Origin of the sequence: Acinetobacter variabilis, from assembly GCF_000369625.1 — a bacterium.
In the GTDB taxonomy this organism is placed as follows: Bacteria; Pseudomonadota; Gammaproteobacteria; order Pseudomonadales; family Moraxellaceae; genus Acinetobacter; species Acinetobacter variabilis.
On the sequence record NZ_KB850112.1, the window covers coordinates 142,413 to 162,321 of the forward strand.

Consider the following 19,909-nt stretch of genomic DNA (forward strand, 5'->3'; position numbering starts at 1 on the left):
TAAAAATTCAGGAAAGATCATGTTAAACACTGCATTTGAACCATGGCCAAGTTTTACTCAGGAAGAAGCGGATGCGGTTTCCCAGGTTTTGTTGTCTAATAAAGTCAACTACTGGACCGGACAGGAATGCCGCGAGTTCGAAAAAGAATTTGCCCGGTTCGCAGAAACCAAATATGCAGTGGCTTTAGCCAATGGAACGGTCGCGCTGGATGTTGCACTTAAGGCACTAGGCATTGGTGCAGGGGATGATGTGATTGTCACCTCACGCACCTTCTTGGCCTCGGCTAGCTCGATTGTGACTGCTGGGGCAAATCCGATTTTCGCCGATGTTGAACTGGATTCACAAAATATTTCTGCTCAAACTATTGAAGCGGTACTTACCCCAAATACCAAAGCGATTATCTGTGTGCATCTGGCAGGCTGGATGTGCGATATGGATCCGATCATGCAGTTGGCTGCCGATAAAGGCCTGTATGTGATTGAAGACTGTGCACAGGCGCATGGCGCGAAATATAAAGGTAAATCGGCCGGTTCAATTGGTCATATCGCAGCCTGGTCTTTCTGTCAGGACAAGATCATGACCACAGGCGGTGAAGGCGGTATGGTCACCACCAATGATGAAAATTTATGGAAAAAAATGTGGTCCTATAAAGACCATGGCAAGAATTTTGACAGTATATATAATAAACAGCATCCGCCGGGTTTCCGTTGGTTGCATGATTCATTTGGTACCAACTGGCGCATGATGGAAATGCAGGCTGTGATTGGACGGATTCAATTGAAAAAGATGTCCGAATGGACAGCACAGCGTAATGCAAATATGGAAAAAATTTATGCTGCATTTGCAGATAGTCCATATTTTACAGTTCATCGTCCATCAGATGATTATGTACATGCTGCTTATAAATGCTATGTACAAGTTAATACTGATGCTTTACCAGAAGGCTGGTCACGTGACCGAATCATGACTGAAATTAATGCCGAAGGTGTACCATGTTTTAGTGGGTCTTGTTCAGAAGTCTACCTGGAGCATGCTTTTGATGATACTCCATGGCGTCCGAAAGAACGTTTAAAGAATGCTCAAAAACTGGGTGAAACCAGTCTAATGTTCCTAGTGCATCCAACGTTAACAGAAAATAATATTCAAACAACTAAAGATGTTATTCAGCAGGTGATTAGTCGCATATAATTCTCTAGAATTCAATCATATAAAGTGTATCTTTAGAGTTACACTTTAAACATTTATCCAAGTTTTTACCTCAATTCTCTCTAATATTTAATATGGGGTAAAAAATTATAAATAATTATTGAGAAGACACAGCAAGTGAAATCTATCATTCTACCTTTAGTTGAATCTCCACGTGCGGCTAAACAGACATTTTTAGTTATTTTGGACTTCTGCATATTTCCTGTCCTGATCTGGCTTTGCTATGCCATTCGTCAATTCGATCTGGGTGCAGAAGTCGTTCCTAATATTCCTTTTGGTACAGTTTGGGTCAGTGCCATTGCGGTATTGGCTTTATTTATTTGTGGTGTTTATCGTTTTATTGTTCGTACTTTTAATGAATTTTTTATTGTCAAATTAGGGCTGGCCACTGTTCTGGCAGTCATTGGTTTGTATTTGCTTGCGTATGCAACACATGCGTTCATTCCTACTTCTATTCCTTTGATGTTTGGCTTCATGATGTTTGCCTGGGTCTGGTTTAGTCGGGGAATAATTCGTTTCGTTGTTCGTTCTTACTTATATGCAGGCGTATCGAAAAAACGGATTGCGATTTATGGGGCAGGTTATGCAGGGCAGCAGGTTGCAGCAACTTTAAATCGTTCTAATGAACATTTACCAATCATGTTTATTGATGATAATCCTTCATTGAGCGGTCAGAATATTGGGGGAATTCAAGTTTATGCACCAGAAACTGCATTAAAATCTTTTACCAAACTTCGCATTGATGAAATTCTGATTGCACTTCCATCAGTGGGACGTATCCGCAAAAGCGAGATCGTAAAATTTTTAGAACCTGCTCATTTAAAAATTACAGAAATTCCAGGGCTGACTAAACTGGTCAATGGTGAAATTCGAGTTTCTGATATTCAGGAAGTTGATATCATTGATCTACTGGGGCGTGATCCAGTTCCTCCTGTAGCAGAACTACTAGAAAAAAATATCAAAGATAAAGTTGTGATGGTTACAGGGGCGGGAGGCTCAATTGGCTCAGAGCTATGCCGTCAAATTATTAAAAATCAACCGGTAAAAGTTATTATCTATGAGCTGACAGAGTTTGCTTTATATAGTATTGATAAGGAGTTACGTCTTAGTGCCAGCTGTGAAATTATTCCAATTCTAGGTTCGGTAGTGGATGAAAGTAAACTGGAACGAGTCATTGAGCAATATGGTGTTCAAACTGTCTATCATGCTGCTGCTTATAAGCATGTTCCTTTAGTAGAATGTAATCCATTGGCCGGCTTGAAAAATAATGCGGTAGGGACTGCCTTTAGTGTCAATGCAGCAGTCAAAAAAGGCGTCGAGACCTTTGTGCTAATTTCGACTGACAAAGCAGTACGTCCGACCAATGTCATGGGTGCGACCAAACGTATGGCAGAGCTTTATTGTCAGGCCATGGCTGAAGCCCAGAATCAAACCCAAATTAGTATTGTACGTTTCGGGAATGTCTTGGGTTCATCGGGTTCAGTTGTTCCATTATTTAAACAGCAGATTGCCAAAGGTGGACCTATCACTGTTACCGATCCTGAAGTGACACGTTTCTTTATGACAATTCCTGAAGCTTCGCAGTTAGTAATCCAGGCAGGTGCTTTGGGCACAGGTGGCGATGTATTCCTACTCGATATGGGGGAACCGGTAAGAATCCAGGATCTTGCTCGTCAGATGATTTCACTGAGTGGCTTAAAGGTGAAAGACAGTCAAAACCCCGATGGTGACATTGAAATTCAATACACAGGCTTGCGTCCAGGTGAAAAACTATATGAAGAGCTGTTAATTGACCAAGAAAATACAGAGATTACTTCACATAAGCGAATTTTAAGATCGGTAGAAAAGCATTATCCTTTAGCTGAAATTCTGGAAGTATTTAATCGTATGCATGTGCTGACAGCGACTCAGAGTGATGTGGACTGGGCGTTAATGCAGCTTGAATATTATGTCGATGGTTATCAGCGTGGTCAGGAAATTAAAGTAAATTAAATTTGGAAATAATTAGGTTGAATAACATGATTAAAAAGGCGATTCTCCCTGTTGCAGGACTAGGTACACGTTTTCTACCAGCTAGCAAATCGATCCCCAAAGAAATGGTGACGGTAGTTGACCGTCCGGCAATTGAATATGTGGTAAAAGAAGCAATTGCAGCTGGAATTGAGCAAATTATTTTGGTGACGCATTCTTCCAAAGCATCAATTGAAAATTACTTTGACCGTAATTTTGAACTTGAAACTACACTTGAGCAAAAAAATAAAACCGATTTGCTTAAAGAAGTTACTGAAATTTTACCCCCTCATGTTAGTGTGATTAGCGTACGTCAGCCACAACCTTTAGGCCTTGGTCATGCGGTACTTTGTGCTAAAGCTGTAATTGGCGATGATGACTTTGCTGTCCTGTTACCGGATGTTCTAGTTAAGGATCAAGATACTCAAAATGACCTGTCTCGCATGATTCAACGTTATGAACAGTCTCGTGCATCACAAATCATGGTTGAAGCAGTTCCTGATCATCTGGTTGATCAATATGGGATTGTGGATGTTTCTGCTTCGCCTGCGGAAGGTGAAAGTACAGTGATGCAAGGTATTGTGGAAAAACCGGCGATTGGTACCGCACCGTCGAATCTATCTGTTGTAGGTCGTTATATCCTTCCGGCAAAGATTATGCATTTACTGGAGCAGACACCGAAAGGGGCAGGCAATGAAATCCAGCTAACCGATGCTATTGCATTATTGCAGCAAACAGAGGTGGTCGAAGCTTATCGGATGAAAGGCCAAACCTTTGATTGTGGTAGCAAGCTTGGTTATCTTAAAGCTGTATTACATTATGGCGTAAATCATCCTAAACTTGGTGCTGAGTTTAAAGCATTGATTCAGGAACTTGCTTTATAATAAGAAAGGGATACTATGAAAGTCGCAGTATTAGGAAAGACCTTATTTTCAGGGGTTATTTCAGCTCTATTAGCTGAATGTGGCCATCAGGTCGTATGGTGTAATAGTTTTAATGCTGATGAACCTGCCCGGACATATTTCCAAGATGAATCTTTACAGTTACTGCTACAAAAGCAGCAGGAGTTAGGATTCTTAAACTGTTGTGATTTTCAGCATCTGACCTTTAATCAAGATGTCTTTTTTTTCAGTTTTAATGCAACTGAAGAGCAGCTGGCATTTAAGATGTTAAATACCATTCATCATGCCTGCTTTGCACACCCTAAATTGATGATTAATGCATCCACCTTTGGTTTGCATGGTACAGCGCGATTCCAGCAACTTTTACCGAATGATGACTGGGTCTATCTTCCAGATATTATTCAGGAAGGAAATGCTATACGCAGTTTCGTTCAAGCCACTCAACTGATTGTGGGTTGCGATCAGCCAGATGTACAGCTCAAAGTCAGAGAATTGTTACGTCCCTTGTTCCCTCGTGCCCAGCAATATCTGTTTATGCCTATTCTGGATGCAGAATTTACCAAACTCAGTATCTCGGGCATGCTGGCTACCCGGATCAGTTATATGAATGATCTGGCGAGCGTTGCGGAAAAACTGGGAATTGATATTGAACAAGTTCGTCAGGGTATGGCGGCAGATAATCGTATTGGTTCAGCTTATTTATTTCCAGGTGTGGGCTTTGGTGGAGAAAACTTTTCTCATGATATCCGGACATTGACCCATGCTGTGGCGGATTCAGGGGTGAAAAACCAGTTACTGGAACAGGTTTGGGATATTAATGAGCAACAGAAAGAGTTGTTATTCCGTAAGCTATGGAATTATTTCCGTGGAGATCTGCAGGGGAAGGTAGTCGCCATCTGGGGAGCTGCATTTAAGGAAAATACCCCAAGTACCCAGCAATCTCCGGTACATGCCATGTTGGCAGCATTGTGGGCACAAGGTGCGACAGTGAAATTGCATGATCCACAGGCTTTGACCAATATTGAACAGATTTATGGTCAACGTAGCGATTTAATTTTATGTGAAGACCAGTATCAGGCGGTAGAAGATGCAGATGCGTTGTGTTTAATCACGGCCTGGAAACAGTATGGTAGTCCGGATTATGCTTATCTCAGCAAATTGATGCAGTATCCTTTGATTCTGGATGGACGTAATCTCTATGACCCTGCTTATATTAAGTCACGCGGTTTTAACTATATTGGGGTGGGACGTTAATGTTAGACCAGCTTAAATCTGACCAGAATAGCAATAATGCTTTTAAAAAGCTGAATTCTGTAAAAGAACAATTGAAATCGATCCATTTACGCCAACTCTTTGCAGCAGATTCTGAACGGTTTAACCAATACTCGGTGCAATTTGAGCAGGTAGTTTTTGACTATAGCAAACATAGAGTCAATCATGATGCTGTGCAGCATCTGATTGAATGGGCAGAGACACAAAATCTAAGATCCTGGATCGGGTCTTTATTTTCCACTCAGACGATTAACTATACTGAACAACGCGCAGCTATGCACTGGGCCTTACGTTTGCCGAAAGAGGACCAGCAGCATGAAGATCTGGCAGCTGAAGTTCATGCTCAGCTAGACCGTATGTATGCTTTGGTCGAGCAGATTCATGCCGGACAACGCCGTGGCGCTACCGGTGAAGTCATTCAGGATGTAGTGAATATCGGGGTAGGGGGATCTGACTTAGGGCCGTTAATGGTTAGTCATGCGCTCTCGGATTTCAAATATCAATCTGCCAAGCCACTGAATGTACATTTTGTTTCGACGATGGATGGTAGTCAGCTATCTGAATTGCTTCATCAGTTACGTCCAGAAACCACGCTTTTTATTATTTCTTCCAAGTCATTTGGAACGATTGATACCTTATCCAATGCTCAAACAGTACGTTTATGGCTGGAAAAATCTTTAGGCCAACATCCTTCTATCGTGAAGCATCATTTTATTGGGGTATCCACTAAACCTGAAAAAATGACAGCCTGGGGAATTGCACCCGAAAATCAGCTGTTGTTATGGGATTGGGTCGGTGGGCGTTATTCTCTCTGGTCGTGTATTGGTTTGCCGATTGCACTCAGTATTGGAGTGGACGGTTTTAAACAACTGCTTGCTGGTGCTTATGCCGTGGATCAGCATTTCCAGTACAAGCCTCTGGAACAGAATATTCCAGTATTAATGGGCTTACTGGGTGCCTGGAATACGAATTTTCTGGATATTCAGACCCATGCCATCTTGCCTTATGATGGACGTCTGAAATATTTTGCATCTTATTTGCAGCAGCTGGAAATGGAGTCTAATGGTAAATCCATCCAGCGCAATGGTGAAAAAGTTCAGCTCGACACTTGTCCAATTATTTGGGGCGAAGTTGGACCAAACGCCCAACATGCCTTCTACCAGCTGTTACATCAAGGTACTCAAGCAGTCAGCTGCGATTTTATCGCCCCAGTGAAGCGTTATAACAGTCAACAATATACCTACGTCGATAATGCTGATGCTTTGATCGAACAGCATCATTTGGCTTTATCTAATTGTCTGGCACAATCACGTTTACTGGCATTTGGTAATGAAGCGCTGGATCAAAACGAATTGGCGAGCTTGCCGGCTTATAAGCAGTATGAAGGCAATCAGCCGAGCAGTACCTTGTTACTGCAAGAGCTGAATCCCTATAGTCTGGGGATGCTGATTGCATTGTATGAGCATAAGGTGTTTGTTCAGTCGGTGTTGTGGAACATCAACCCATTTGATCAATGGGGCGTAGAAAAAGGCAAGGAAATTGCCAATCAGTTATTGCCGATCCTTAATGGCGAACAGAGCGATCTGGATAGTCTGGATGGTTCAACCCAAGGTTTAATTAAAATTCTGTTAGGAAAGTCACATGGCTAAAATTCTGGTCACCGGTGGGGCAGGCTATATTGGTTCACATACCTGTGTGGAATTATTAAATGCCGGGTATGAGGTCATCGTTTTAGATAATCTCTGCAATAGCGCTGCTGAGTCTTTAAATCGGGTGCAACAGTTGACCCGGAAAAGCCTGACCTTTGTTGAAGGGGATATCCGGGATGTCCAGTTACTGGATCAAGTCTTTCAGCAAAATAGTATTGATGCAGTGATTCATTTTGCCGGTCTGAAAGCGGTCGGAGAAAGCCAGCAAATACCATTGGCTTATTTTGACAATAATATTGCCGGTTCAATCAGCCTGGTTCAGGCGATGCAGCGCGCGCAAGTTTTTAAACTGGTGTTTAGTTCCTCAGCAACGGTGTATGGCGAAAATAATCCTTCCCCTTTAAATGAAGAAATGCCTACCGGAATGCCGACCAATAACTATGGTTATACCAAGCTGATTGTTGAGCAGCTGTTAGAAAAGTTGTCTGTGGCGGATGAACGTTGGTCGATTGCCTTATTACGTTATTTTAATCCAGTCGGCGCGCATAAAAGTGGCCAGATTGGCGAAGATCCACAAGGTATTCCCAATAACCTGATGCCTTTTGTGACTCAAGTGGCAGTCGGTCGTCGTGAAAAGCTATCTATTTTCGGTCATGATTATGACACGGTGGATGGTACGGGTGTGCGGGACTATATTCATGTGGTGGATCTGGCCAATGCACATTTATGTGCCCTCAATAATCGTCTAACTGCGCAAGGTTGCCGTGCTTGGAATATTGGTACAGGTAATGGTATTTCAGTGCTACAAGTTAAAGATACGTTTGAGCAAGTGAATGGTGTGGCGATTGCATTTGAATTAGCCCCTCGTCGTGAAGGCGATGTGGCCACCTGTTTTGCAGACAATACCCGTGCAGTCCAAGAGTTGGGCTGGCAACCTCAGTATGGTTTAGAGGACATGCTCGCTGACAGCTGGAACTGGCAGAAGCAGAATCCGAATGGCTATCGTTAAAATCTTTATAGCGATATAAATAAAAAATGGGAGCTTTTGATGAACAGCTCCCATTTTTTATTGTACTGTATGCGTGAAGATTAACTCTGAATCAGTTGAGTCAATTCATCGACATAATCCTGCATTGGTCGGGGATTGTGATCCCGACGGCTTTCAATATTCAGACGCAATAGCGGTTCAGTATTCGATGCCCGCACATTAAAACGCCATGCACCAAAATTAAGGCTGACCCCATCGGTCTGATCGATCTCCGGCTGCTGATTGGCATAATGATCGAAAAGTTTTTGGATGGTCGCTTGGGTATCGGCGACTTTAAAGTTGATTTCACCACTGCATGGGAACTTGGCGATCATCTCCTCTACCAGAGAAGATAAAGATTGCTGTGTTTCTGATAATACGGTAATAGCCAGTAACCATGGAATCATGCCGCTATCGCAATAGGCAAAGTCGCGGAAATAATGATGGGCACTCATTTCACCGCCATAGGCCGCATTATGTTCACGCATGACATCTTTAATAAAGGCGTGACCTGATTTTGACTGAACCGTGATCCCTTGGTATTGCTCTACAATATCCAGTGTATTCCAGACTAGACGCGGGTCATGTACGATCTTTTCGTCAGATTGTTTTAGCAAGAAGGCCTGAGCCAGAAGACCAACAATATAATAGCCTTCAATAAACTGGCCTTTTTCATCGAACAGGAAGCAGCGGTCAAAGTCGCCATCCCAGGCAATCCCCATATCCGCACCATGCTGAATGACCGCCTCACGAGTGCTGTCACGGTTTTCAACCAGAATTGGATTCGGGATACCATTTGGGAAGTTACCATCCGCTTCGTGATGAATTTTAATAAATTCGACAGGAATATTCAGTTCCTTGAACTTTGCCTCAATCGCATCAATCACATGACCTGCAGCACCATTACCGGCATTCACCACCAGTTTTAACGGGCGAACTTTTGCAGGGTCGATATATGTCATTAGATGATCGACAAATTCAGGCAGGATATTATATTTTTTGGTTGTGCCTTTTTCTGCAACCTCATTAAAAGTACCTGTTTCAGCCAGCGCTTGAATTTCTTTTAAACCTGTATCGGCACTGATCGGACGGGCATTTTCACGCACCAGTTTCATGCCGTTATAGTCCATTGGGTTATGACTGGCAGTGACTTCAATACCACCTTGCACATCTAAGTGGAAGGCACCGAAATACACTTCTTCAGTCCCAGTCATACCTAAATCTAGAACATTCACGCCCGCATCATTTAAACCACGGATGGTGGCCTGCTTTAAGGCTTCACTGCTGAGGCGCACATCACAGCCCACAACGACTGTTTTAGGCTGGTAAATCTGAGCATAGGCACGGCCTATTTTATAGGCAATGTCTTCGTTAAGTTCTGTACCGAGTTTGCCACGAATATCATAGGCTTTAAAGCAAGTTAGTTTTGTCATGTAATCCTGCAATATCCCTCAAAAAAGGAAAAGATATAAAGATATAAAGATATAAAGATATAAAGATGAGCATCTGGTAAGCACATCTTAGCTAAGCATTTTAACAGCCTGAATAAGTCTTTACTAAAAAATTACCGAAAGACATCCTTTATGGGGGGAATACTTCAATGTTTACAGTATTTTTCACCAACACACGATACATGTACAGCATTACTTTTAATCGTATTATCTAAGATTAATTGAGTGGAGAATGCCCTAAGGTAGATAGGTGTCTGATAATATTCTGCCGCCATAGCTCTATTTCATCCGAAGTATATTGCATGGATTCCTGTGACTTTTTAGGATGATGAATGGTTTTAAATGACCCCCATTCTGAAAGTGTTTCCTTAGTAGGCCAACGTAAAGAGCGTTTCACAATCATCCGTGTAAGTTCCTTAATGACCTCTTGACTAGGCTGTGTGTTAGCCTTCCATTGAATTATTAGGGTAGAAATACTCTTCACGTGGTCATCAAGATCAATTTCAAAAATACTTAAAGCCTTGCCTTGATATTTGAATCTGAACTCAAGCAATGTTCGAGGCTGATCTTTATAGGTGTAGTGTAGCCGTGATTTACCTACCTTGGGTAAACGATGGTAATGTGGATCTTCGGAGTCTAATACGATAACCTTTGACTCATTTAAGCCCAGGATCATTTCTTTGAATGCGGTAAGGCCTTCACTGTAATATTCTAGATATTGCAGATCATCTGCGAGACCCATGAATTCACCTTGACCAATGGTTCCTAATATTGATGGTTCATCTGTCGCAACGACATCTGGATCATCAAAGGTACCTCGTTCTTCCCCATATGATCTGTTCATCCCCTTGTGTTTTATATAGCGTTTTGCGGTACGGATCGGTTGCTGAAAACTTAACAGTACTGGTTCAGATTTGATAATCACTGCACCCTTATCTGAACTTGCTTCCTGTAGATCATCAATATCAGGTTCTTCTGGCATTTTTTCAATACGATAGCTACCTTTTGTTGAACTGTTCTTTCCATTCTGTTTTTGGATAAAGTGAGAGCTAGAAAACTCAACCAGCTTAGGAAGTTTGGGTTGTATATTTTTAATTTCAAGAATTTCATTGATATAAATCTGATCTGATTCTTTTGAGTAATAGGCTTTTACCGTAATTTCTGTATTTCTTAAAGACGGACAACTAAAGTCGAAATTCCATTTCTCTCTTGATCTGTCTTGATATTTTTGTGAAATAAAGTGGGCGCCAATACTTTTATAGCAGGCTTTGATTTCACGATTAATCAGGATCCAAGAGAGAACACTGCGTATTTCAACAGAGTCATAGAGCGTAGAAGGAAAACTTTTTGACACTAATTCATGAATAATGTAATGATCTTTGGTTCTTTTTTGGACAAAGAACTCTGCATCCAAAAATTCTGGATTGAACACATTACGGGCAAAGTATGCATTATGAAAAAACAAAGCACGGGCAAGTTCAAGCTTGGGCAAATGCACTAAGGTATTTTCATAGCGATGATCAAGATCAGTCATGATCTGAGACAACTGATTTTGTTTGCTATAGATGTTGCATGTATTGTGCCAGCGTCTGAGATGTTCGATTTTATAAGTCAGAATGAGTGGCTCTGCCGATTTGTAATCTGGAGTTGGTTTTAAACATCTTTGACGTGCAAGTAAATGCATATTTGAAAATCTAACCCCGAGAGGATATTTTTTTTTCGACATCAGGTCGTTGAGTTGGAGTTCGATCATCCAAGCTTGGTTTTTTTGTTCTTTATAAATAGTCCCTATTGAACGAATAATGGCATTCTCAGGAAAGTTTTTCAGCATTATTACACCTTAATAATCTGATCATATTGTATGACCTGGTTGAGGAAGGTTCGGGTTTCTTTTGTCATTCTGTCTGTTGTTAAGCCAGCTTTTCTGAGTAACACCCACAAGGGGATAGACTCATTTTTGAGTTTATTTAGCAGAAGTTCACGTGATAAGCGCCGAATTTGATAGCAGCTAACATCCTCTTGGTATGTGCTTAGAAATTTTACGATTAATGGCAAGCTATCTAAATTCTTTTCAATAGTTGATGGGTTTTTTAATTGTTTGATCCACCAAGTTTTTGTCCGTCGAGGAGAGTCAAGATTATCGACTAATTTTTGATTTAAACGAAGTAAATATTTAACACCATCCCAATCACGTTGTCTCCAATTGACCTTTTTTCCAGAGGGAATAAATGGCATCTGTTTCTGACTGTTGGTCTCCATCAGCCACTTCTTATCATTACGGTACAGCCAAGCATAAAGTGCTGTATTCTGTTTTCTTGCTTCAATAATGGAATTTTGTGCTAAAGCTGTTAACCATGAATGGCGTTGAGCCTGGATAACCTCGGACTGTAAGTTTTCCTGTGAGGTGTCATTTGAAGGACGCATTGGGGTAGCATGGCAGGCTTTCACCTCTTTGAAGATATCTTGAAAAGACCAAGGACTTCCAGCATAAAATGCTTCAATTACAATTAAATGTTCTAAGTAGCTGAAGCTACGTCTATGCTTTCTAAAGATATTTTTAAGCCAACTATTTTCTGTGTCTATCTCACCTAGTCCATGTTGTACTAAAAATGACATAGACCAGCGTTGTATGATTTTCTGATAAATGAGTTCATATATGATGTGATGATTGCCTTTGACCATACCGTGCTTTGAGGCAAGGGTTTTATAGAAAAGCGTCCATTGCTGTAAGGTGGCAGAAGAGCTGTTTGCAAGTGAACAGAGTTCAGTGGCTTTTTGGGCAATCAAAATTTCGTCTGGGGATGCGGGTTCTTGTTCAAGTATTGGACAATTATCCACACAGGCGGCTTTGAATTCATGCTTATGGATTGGTCTGTATTTCACACTACTATTAAGTAGCTTGCCATGTTGAGGGCAGCAAGTGACGCCTGGAACTTGCCATAGTCTTGACCAATACCATTCTCCATATATTTGTAATTGTTCGTCGAAACACTGAGGGCAATAGCGTAAGTATTCTGGAATACGAACTTTTGATGCATTCAACCCCACTGTTAAGTGTAAGGCACCATGCGATGCTCCTTGCATGAATCGTAAGCAGTCCTGTCGTCTTTCTTTAGGAATAAAGAATGTATACAGTGGAAATAATGTGTGATGGTTAATGAGATACATTACGTCATAGTGTGCTGAGGGTAGCCACTGTAGAATTTTGTCCAAATGAGAGGGAAGATCTACGGTCGCAGAAACTTTACGGTTCTGAAACACTTCATCGAGGAGCTGTTTGGGACTGGTAAGTGCTAAACGTATTCCAGCACGCGCTACAGTACTATATATCAGCTCATCGACATGAGGCATCGGAAAATTAAACATACTGTTAACTCTCCCTGAGCCATTGCTCAATATCGAGCACGTACTCTGTGTGGTTTTTCAGATGTTGGTAAAAGGATAGGTGGGATTCTTTTTGACTGTATTGAAAACGTAAATCAGCACTTTCTAAGCGATGCCAAACTGCAGCAGTATTCGTGGATTTTCGAGTGGATTGAGGCGCCTTTTTCTGCTCTTCGTCCATTACTTTTTCGAGATCATTTTCATCTTTGAGCCATTGCATGATCACTGGCAACAAAATTTGTATATCTGTATCTGGATAAGACTGAAAAGCTCGTTTAATGATGTTGGGTAATAGATCTGATTGATAGCCCAATTCAATCAGTAGACGATGCATACGGATCGCCTGTGAATTGCCGTCATAGATATCGACATCATCTTTTTCGAAGTGTGCTTTTCTGATTTTCTCTTGTAAGTACAGGAGCTTTTTGTCGACTTCAGGAATAATTAAGTCTGAATACTGCGCAATTCTTGCAGGATCTCGACTAAGTAACGCCTCAATCATGGCATGGATTGGGATCATATCCTGCTCATAGGTGGTCTTCAGCAGTTTGATGGTGATACGCTCTATCCCAGTCTCAATTGCTCGGATTTGAGCCAGTACAAACAGTTTAACAACGATATCAGGTATACCTTGTGACAGTTCATACCAACATTCTCGTATATCTTCAGACAGGGTTAGGTCTGCTTTGGTCAACCATTGGTATTTCCAAAGTGTATCTGTAAACCCCACCCATTCAGACTTGACGACTTGCTGGGTGTGAGGAGAAATAGTATTTTTTTCATTTTTAATCGGCTCCCATAATACAGCGCCAAATCCAATAGCTCTTCGGGCTGATCTGAAATCAGCATCAAATATAGGGCGGGCTTTTGGGGTTCCTACCATTACGACTGGCAAACTGATGATATTGACAAGCGTGACGAAAAAATTAAGCATCTTTTTTTCACCACCAGACTTATTGACGCTTAAGTGCTGAATTTCATCAATAATTAATAAGCCAATCGCATGTAGATTGGCGATTTGGCTCATCAGATGCATCAGAGTTTCAATGCCGTGCCTTTTAAGAGCATATTTTTTCTCATAATCCGAACCAATAGCAGAATCCACGGCTCTAAAGAAATGCAGACATAAGCTTTTTAATGAACCATCGTGCGGACAGTCAATTTTAAGATAGGCAATTTGGGTAAAATTATATTTCTCATGAAAAATGACCTGAGGATATGTAGCTAGGATCCGATTTAATGTGGTGGTTTTTCCACTACCTGAACAACCAATGAAAGACATACTTTTTGCGGTTGACTGGGCTGTTTTAAAGCGAAATGCATTAATTTCACCTGTCATCATCCGTTCGTAACCATTCTGCAGATGAGTGGCTAAATTACCATTCTCAAGATTACGTGCGACATATCCATCACGAATCATAATTGCGATCTTTTGCTCAAGTGAATAGTGTCTTGAAATTGGAAGAAAGAAACTATTCATTAGCTGAGCAATCAGGTGGCTTCTGACTACCCCAGGTTCATGTTTTTCAAGTGGACTGATGTCTACAGTACATTTCAAAGCCGTTTTAATATCGTTAAAATCACGTATTGGCGGCAAGGCTTCAATGAGCGGGTTACCTTTGTATTGACCAAAGCTCGGTTGATAGATAGCTTTTACTTTCATGGTTGTTCCTCACTTCAGTCATCATCAAATAGTTGATCAAAAAATGCAGGTCGATCATATGAATCATGCTCATCGGTCTGTGCTGCATTTTTTGAAAAAGGAAGGATGTTGCTTGGCAGGTCTTCACTGAATTCACTTTCGGACAGAGAGTTTTTCAACATCTCTCGTTCTTTATCACGTGCTTTTAGACGATTTTCTTTGATCTTGGAAAGACGCTGAGCATTGCTGTGAGTCGATGCCCGCGTGGATGCAATGGCTTTTTGAATAATCTCCTCATTTGAGCGCTCTAATTCAGCCCGTGCGAGTTGCAATGACATATGGTAATTTGCTTGTATTGACTTTTGCTCTTTTTGAACTTTCCAAACCTCCCAAAAGCTGCATCCTATAAATTCTCTTGAACGTTGGGCTAGATGTGCTTCCCAGCGATCTGATGTCGAAGGAGAGAAAAAGAGATACACTTTTTCTGCATTGGCAGGATCGTATGCCACGGTTATTTTTTTGGGGCGACGTGTTGAGGTAGACCGATGCATCCAGCCATTTTCTAAGATTTCTTTACAAATATAGTAAAGGCCAAAAACCTTGATACCTAAATGAGAGAGAGTACCTTCAGTTCGGGGCAAGAGTGCAATATAAATAGCACGTTCAGAAGCTGTTCTTAATTTTCCGGTCCGGTTTTGGATTCCCCAATTCCATAACTGTAATGGAATATTGGGAAGATCTGTTGGCATATCGATATCACGATCATAGGATCTAATCTCATGTGTCTGATTATGCATTAATACAGAGTTAAGTATGATCTTAGTAAATTCATGCACAGTCAGAGTGGCATCTAAACGGTAGTCTGTGCCACCACGTTTCTTTTCTTTAATAGGCTGTACAACACCTGGCGCATATGGCTTAAATTCGGCTTGGATAGTACGAAAATAGCGTTCAATGATACCTTTGAGATCACCTCTGTATGCCGGTGCATTTTCAATTCGTATAGCAAAACTTTTTTCTAGATGTTCAATTTGATGACCAAGCAATTCACCGCGATCCGCTAAAATGGCTTCAGGTAAACCAATACAAGGCCAATCTTCAGAGCGTATTTCACGGCCAAAATTTTTACAGTATTCGACTTTGTCACACATAGCGATGCGTAGAACTTGCATGCTGGTGACATAGGAGGGATTTTCAAGGCCAACATACATACCGGTCACCATGCGACTAAATTCATCTATCATGAAATAGACAGTCGGGCGGCCGATAATGCATGCACGATCAGAATCAGAGATAAGATATATATCTGCAATTGTGGCATCAATTTGATATCGAGCACCTGGCCCTAAGACTTGAGAGTTTGTTGTAGATACTAAAGGCCTTGTATCTTTTAAATATTCAATTTGATGAGAACGTTTTTTCAGCCTGATGGTGCGGTTGAAATCTCTCTCGTAAAAATATTTAAATTGCCAAAAAGAAGGATATTCGCTCTCTGGTATATCAGGGTAACGTTCTTGATAAAGTATCAAAAATTTTCGGTAAGCGTATTTGACTGAAAATTTTTTGTCATTCAGTAAATATTGATTGATGACTTTTTTAAATAAATTTTCGACAGTGGTATCAATTAATGCACCTGTCCCTTCAGAAATGACACGCGGTCGTCCTAATTTCTTTTCAGTCACTCTTTTTTTTATACCTTTTCCCCCAGAATTATAGTAATGAGGAATAAGTGCATTAGGTGTCATGCCACGTTGCCAATAGTGCCGTAATAAACGATAAATAGTTTGCTTAGTCGCGACTTTTTCTTGTACAAGTTGGTTAATCAGATAAGCACGCTCTTTACGTTCATAAAATCGCTCATGTTCAATAACTGGTTTGATTATGGCAAAGTTTTGATCACGCTTTGTTTGGTAGATAGATCCTTCCGTTACAGTGAACAAACTGAGATCAGAGAATGGATCATCAGTCAGTTCGGCTTGCCCTAGTTCAATTCGTTGTTCGAGCTCCGAAATTGGAAAGAGTTCGGGCAATGCTTTGTCAGACTCAATATCTATCCAAACCAAATGCTGAGGATATATTTTCAGAATGCGAAACCGATGATTTAGTTTATAAACATGATTAACCTGAAACATTTTTAAGTTTCTCCAAATGTTGAATATTCCCAATCTCAATGTCCCGACCACGTATTTTTCTATAGCTTTTGGAGATATCGAACAAAAAATACCGCTGGGCAAGCAGTTCTCTTATTTCTAGAAGAGATGCGCCTGTTTCCATGGAATACTGAGTGTCAAGGTATTTGGATAGCTCTATCAGGGTAAGTTCAGGTTTTTGAAGAAAATGACTCTGATAAAAGTCTATTTTTGAAAAGATATGGATATCGTCAGTTGCTCTATTCAGTGGGTAGAGCCATTTAATATTTTCTATTGCTGTTGGTGAAATCTCTTTTTCTGTAACGACAAACCAAGGTACTTGTTGTTCATCCCAATAACGCCTTTCAAGTTCCAATTGGGCAATGGTCTTCTTTTGATCTAGGTGCGCGGACTTGATAGCTTTTATAACAAAGCAAGGAGGCTTTAGCGGGGAGTTGTTTACAACAAAAAAAGTTGAAGTAAGAATTTGATGAACATTCTTTTCGATAGGGTGCTGAATTTTTAAATCTTCAGCAATTTGCAGGGTAGTTGTAAGATCAAGTGGAATTTGCTCACGTATATCTTCGACCTCTTGAATTCTGTCTAATGCGAGAAATAAAGCTAACTCTAAGTCAGAAAATAAATGATGAGTTCTTTGGGTTTTATAACCATATACACGGCTAGACCGTTCCGTCAGGGATTTGTTATCTCTAACATTTAAAAAAGGCTTATATGAATGTAATCGCCCTTGGCCACGTCCTTCTTGTAGCCAGCGTAATTGTTGTTCTTTTGATGCCATCTGAACCCCCATACTTTTCTTTAAACCTATCACCTGATTTATTTTTAATCAATATAGTCTTATATTTTATTTTTATAAATTAAATATTTTTACTTAGTATGATTGTTTATTTCTATTTAAATATTGCTGTCAAAGTGATAATTAAATTATTTTATTTTTAATAATCAATTATTTATTTAATTTAAAGTTTGTAATTATAGTGATTAATATATTACTTTAACTTATGAGAAAAAATAAAATTTATAGATTTCTTGAGGACTAAATCAGATTTTTTACTGAAATCGAAAAATTTATATTTTTATTGTAGAGTAAAATAGTTTAATACTTTATTTTTTATAAGTTATTTATTTTATTTATTAAAATTTTAAATAACTATTTAAAGAAAGTATCATCCTTTCTTGGTTTGTGCTCTTTAAATATAGTCAAGAAATAAAAAAGCCCCATACTTGTATTTTAACATATTGAAAATATAAATATTATTTTATATATGTCAAAAAAAGTATGGGGCTTTATTACACTAAGTGTAGGCTTTATTACATAGTATTAAACTATTTTACTTACTTACATCATATAACAGGCTAATTTTATGGATTATTCAACTGTTACTGATTTTGCCAGATTACGTGGCTGGTCAACATCAGTACCACGCAGGACTGCCACATGGTAAGACAGTAACTGTACTGGAATACAATAAACAATTGGCGCTAAAACAGCGTTTACTTCAGGAATATGCACGACATGCTGACGTTCTTTGGCTTTAATACCGCTATTTTCATCAGCGAAGACAAATAATTCACCACCACGTGCCTGAACTTCTTCCATATTGGATTTCAGTTTATCGAGCATGTCATCTTGCGGCGCTAGAATTACTACTGGCATGTCATTATCCACCAGTGCCAATGGACCGTGCTTCAGCTCACCCGCCGCATAACCTTCTGCATGAATATAAGAAATTTCTTTCAACTTCAGTGCACCTTCCAGTGCGATCGGGAAGTGTGTACCACGACCGAGGAACAGACAGTGCTGTTTCTCTACAAACAGTTCAGAGAGACGCAGAATTTCATCATCATGACTTAAGGTATCCAGAAGTACCTTAGGCATATGCCATAGTCCAGCCGTGATCTCAGTCATCTGTTCAGCTGAAATGGCATTTTTCACTGTCCCGATTTTCAGTACCAGTAACATCAAAGCTGCGAGCTGGGTGGTAAATGCTTTGGTAGAAGCCACACCAATTTCAGGACCCGCTAAAGTCAGCAGACTGTAATCTGTTTCACGTACCATTGAAGATGTAGCGACATTACAAATCGTCATCGTCGTAATGTTTACACCTTTTGATGCAGCACGTTTTTGGGTATCACGCAGAGCGGCCAAGGTATCGGCTGTTTCACCTGACTGAGAAATACACACATAGAGTGTGTTATTGACAATCACTGGCGTACGGTAACGGAATTCACTGGCAATCTCGACCTGACAAGGCAGATTAATCAGCTGTTCAAACCAGTATTTGGCAATCATGCCGGCGTGGTAACTGGTACCACAGGCAATAATCTGGATTTGCTGGATTGTTGAAAAATCCTGTTCAGCATTCACCAGAAATTCTTCACGCAGTGTATTGCCATTTAGGGCTTGTGAAATGGTCTGTTTTAGCGCTTCAGGCTGCTCATAGATTTCTTTGAGCATGTAGTGCTTATATTCACCTTTAGAAGCATTGCTCACGGTTGCATCCAGTTCTTTTACTGGGCGATCCACCAACTGGCCATCAACAAATACTTCAATGGTAGTACGGGTTAAACGTGCAATATCGCCTTCTTCCAGATAGATGAAGCGATTGGTAATTGGTAATAAAGCCAACTGGTCAGAACTGATAAAGTTTTCACCAATCCCGACACCAATCACCAATGGTGAACCTTCACGAACAGTAATCAATTCATCTGGATGATCTGTATGTACGATCCCGAGCGCATAAGCGCCTTTCAGCTGTGGTACGACCTGACGAACAGCTTCAAGCAGGCTAGGGGTAGATTTCAGTGCATCATTGACCAGATGGGCAACCACTTCAGTATCAGTTTGTGAAGTGAATACATAGCCTAAAGCTTCAAGATCATCTTTCAGCTCCTGGTAATTTTCAATGATACCGTTATGAACCACAGCAACATTACCCGAAATATGGGGATGAGCATTGTTTTCAGTCGGTTTACCATGAGTTGCCCAGCGTGTATGAGCGATGCCTAATGAACCATTAATCTGTGATTCATTCACAGCTTGTTCAAGGTTCGCGACTTTACCCACACGACGTTCACGGAGCACCTGGCTATTATTGATTAAGGCCAGACCCGCAGAGTCATAACCACGGTATTCAAGACGTTTTAGGCCTTCAATTAAGATATTGCTGATATTACGTTCCGCGATGCCACCGACGATACCACACATACTAACT

13 protein-coding genes are annotated in these 19,909 nt (G+C 40.5%); 6 read left to right on the plus strand and 7 right to left on the minus strand.

Going from position 1 to position 19,909, the window contains the following annotated elements:
* Positions 1 to 19 precede the first annotated feature (19 nt).
* The 6 genes from F897_RS03265 (at position 20) to galE (ending at position 8,049) form a co-directional block, all read left to right on the plus strand.
* Positions 20 to 1,189 (plus strand): DegT/DnrJ/EryC1/StrS family aminotransferase, encoded by a 1,170-nt coding sequence (locus F897_RS03265; RefSeq protein WP_005233245.1) that lies wholly within the window; start codon positions 20 to 22, stop codon positions 1,187 to 1,189.
* A gap of 135 nt (positions 1,190 to 1,324) precedes the next feature.
* Positions 1,325 to 3,199, plus strand: a complete 1,875-nt coding sequence (locus tag F897_RS03270) for a polysaccharide biosynthesis protein (protein WP_005233247.1) — start codon at positions 1,325 to 1,327, stop codon at positions 3,197 to 3,199.
* Positions 3,200 to 3,225: 26 nt separating this feature from the next.
* Positions 3,226 to 4,101, plus strand: coding sequence for a UTP--glucose-1-phosphate uridylyltransferase GalU (gene galU / locus F897_RS03275; RefSeq protein ID WP_005233249.1), 876 nt, complete (start codon positions 3,226 to 3,228; stop codon positions 4,099 to 4,101).
* Positions 4,102 to 4,116: 15 nt separating this feature from the next.
* Positions 4,117 to 5,373, plus strand: coding sequence for a nucleotide sugar dehydrogenase (locus tag F897_RS03280; RefSeq protein WP_005233251.1), 1,257 nt, complete (start codon positions 4,117 to 4,119; stop codon positions 5,371 to 5,373).
* Entirely contained in the window at positions 5,373 to 7,040 is a 1,668-nt protein-coding gene (gene pgi, locus F897_RS03285) for a glucose-6-phosphate isomerase (protein WP_005233253.1), read from the plus strand. The genes F897_RS03280 and pgi overlap by 1 nt, the downstream gene beginning before the upstream one ends.
* A complete protein-coding gene (galE, locus tag F897_RS03290) occupies positions 7,033 to 8,049 on the plus strand; it encodes a UDP-glucose 4-epimerase GalE (RefSeq protein ID WP_005233256.1) in 1,017 nt (338 codons plus the stop codon). Before pgi ends, galE begins: the two co-directional genes overlap by 8 nt.
* A gap of 80 nt (positions 8,050 to 8,129) precedes the next feature.
* Here galE and F897_RS03295 read toward each other — a convergent pair whose 3' ends face one another.
* From F897_RS03295 to glmS, 7 genes are all read right to left on the minus strand, one after another.
* Positions 8,130 to 9,500, minus strand: coding sequence for a phosphohexomutase domain-containing protein (locus F897_RS03295; protein WP_005233257.1), 1,371 nt, complete (start codon positions 9,498 to 9,500; stop codon positions 8,130 to 8,132).
* A gap of 235 nt (positions 9,501 to 9,735) precedes the next feature.
* Positions 9,736 to 11,349 (minus strand): Tn7-like element transposition protein TnsE, encoded by a 1,614-nt coding sequence (locus tag F897_RS03300; protein ID WP_005233258.1) that lies wholly within the window; start codon positions 11,347 to 11,349, stop codon positions 9,736 to 9,738.
* 2 nt (positions 11,350 to 11,351) lie between these two features.
* On the minus strand, positions 11,352 to 12,884 hold the full coding sequence (locus tag F897_RS03305; protein ID WP_005233259.1) for a TnsD family Tn7-like transposition protein: 1,533 nt from the start codon (positions 12,882 to 12,884) through the stop codon (positions 11,352 to 11,354).
* 4 nt (positions 12,885 to 12,888) lie between these two features.
* Entirely contained in the window at positions 12,889 to 14,565 is a 1,677-nt protein-coding gene (locus tag F897_RS03310; RefSeq protein WP_005233261.1) for an AAA family ATPase, read from the minus strand.
* 14 nt (positions 14,566 to 14,579) lie between these two features.
* Positions 14,580 to 16,676 carry a Mu transposase C-terminal domain-containing protein gene (locus F897_RS03315; RefSeq protein ID WP_005233263.1) on the minus strand — a complete coding sequence of 699 codons (2,097 nt, stop codon included), beginning with the start codon at positions 16,674 to 16,676 and terminating at the stop codon, positions 14,580 to 14,582.
* Positions 16,663 to 17,472: a heteromeric transposase endonuclease subunit TnsA gene (locus tag F897_RS03320; RefSeq protein ID WP_005233265.1), complete on the minus strand. Its 810-nt coding sequence runs from the start codon at positions 17,470 to 17,472 to the stop codon at positions 16,663 to 16,665. The genes F897_RS03315 and F897_RS03320 overlap by 14 nt, the downstream gene beginning before the upstream one ends.
* A 591-nt stretch (positions 17,473 to 18,063) precedes the next feature.
* Positions 18,064 to 19,902, minus strand: coding sequence for a glutamine--fructose-6-phosphate transaminase (isomerizing) (gene glmS / locus F897_RS03325; RefSeq protein ID WP_005233266.1), 1,839 nt, complete (start codon positions 19,900 to 19,902; stop codon positions 18,064 to 18,066).
* Positions 19,903 to 19,909: the final 7 nt, after the last annotated feature.

Bases quoted from the DNA above. Each gene is read 5' to 3' on its own strand.
- F897_RS03265 (WP_005233245.1), top strand. From the start codon at position 20: ATGTTAAACACTGCATTTGAACCATGGCCAAGTTTTACTCAGGAAGAA.
- galU (WP_005233249.1), top strand. From the start codon at position 3,226: ATGATTAAAAAGGCGATTCTCCCTGTTGCAGGACTAGGTACACGTTTT.
- F897_RS03280 (WP_005233251.1), top strand. From the start codon at position 4,117: ATGAAAGTCGCAGTATTAGGAAAGACCTTATTTTCAGGGGTTATTTCA.
- pgi (WP_005233253.1), top strand. From the start codon at position 5,373: ATGTTAGACCAGCTTAAATCTGACCAGAATAGCAATAATGCTTTTAAA.
- galE (WP_005233256.1), top strand. From the start codon at position 7,033: ATGGCTAAAATTCTGGTCACCGGTGGGGCAGGCTATATTGGTTCACAT.
- F897_RS03295 (WP_005233257.1), bottom strand. From the start codon at position 9,500: ATGACAAAACTAACTTGCTTTAAAGCCTATGATATTCGTGGCAAACTC.
- F897_RS03300 (WP_005233258.1), bottom strand. From the start codon at position 11,349: ATGCTGAAAAACTTTCCTGAGAATGCCATTATTCGTTCAATAGGGACT.
- F897_RS03305 (WP_005233259.1), bottom strand. From the start codon at position 12,884: ATGTTTAATTTTCCGATGCCTCATGTCGATGAGCTGATATATAGTACT.
- F897_RS03310 (WP_005233261.1), bottom strand. From the start codon at position 14,565: ATGAAAGTAAAAGCTATCTATCAACCGAGCTTTGGTCAATACAAAGGT.
- F897_RS03315 (WP_005233263.1), bottom strand. From the start codon at position 16,676: ATGTTTCAGGTTAATCATGTTTATAAACTAAATCATCGGTTTCGCATT.
- F897_RS03320 (WP_005233265.1), bottom strand. From the start codon at position 17,472: ATGGCATCAAAAGAACAACAATTACGCTGGCTACAAGAAGGACGTGGC.
- glmS (WP_005233266.1), bottom strand. From the start codon at position 19,902: ATGTGTGGTATCGTCGGTGGCATCGCGGAACGTAATATCAGCAATATC.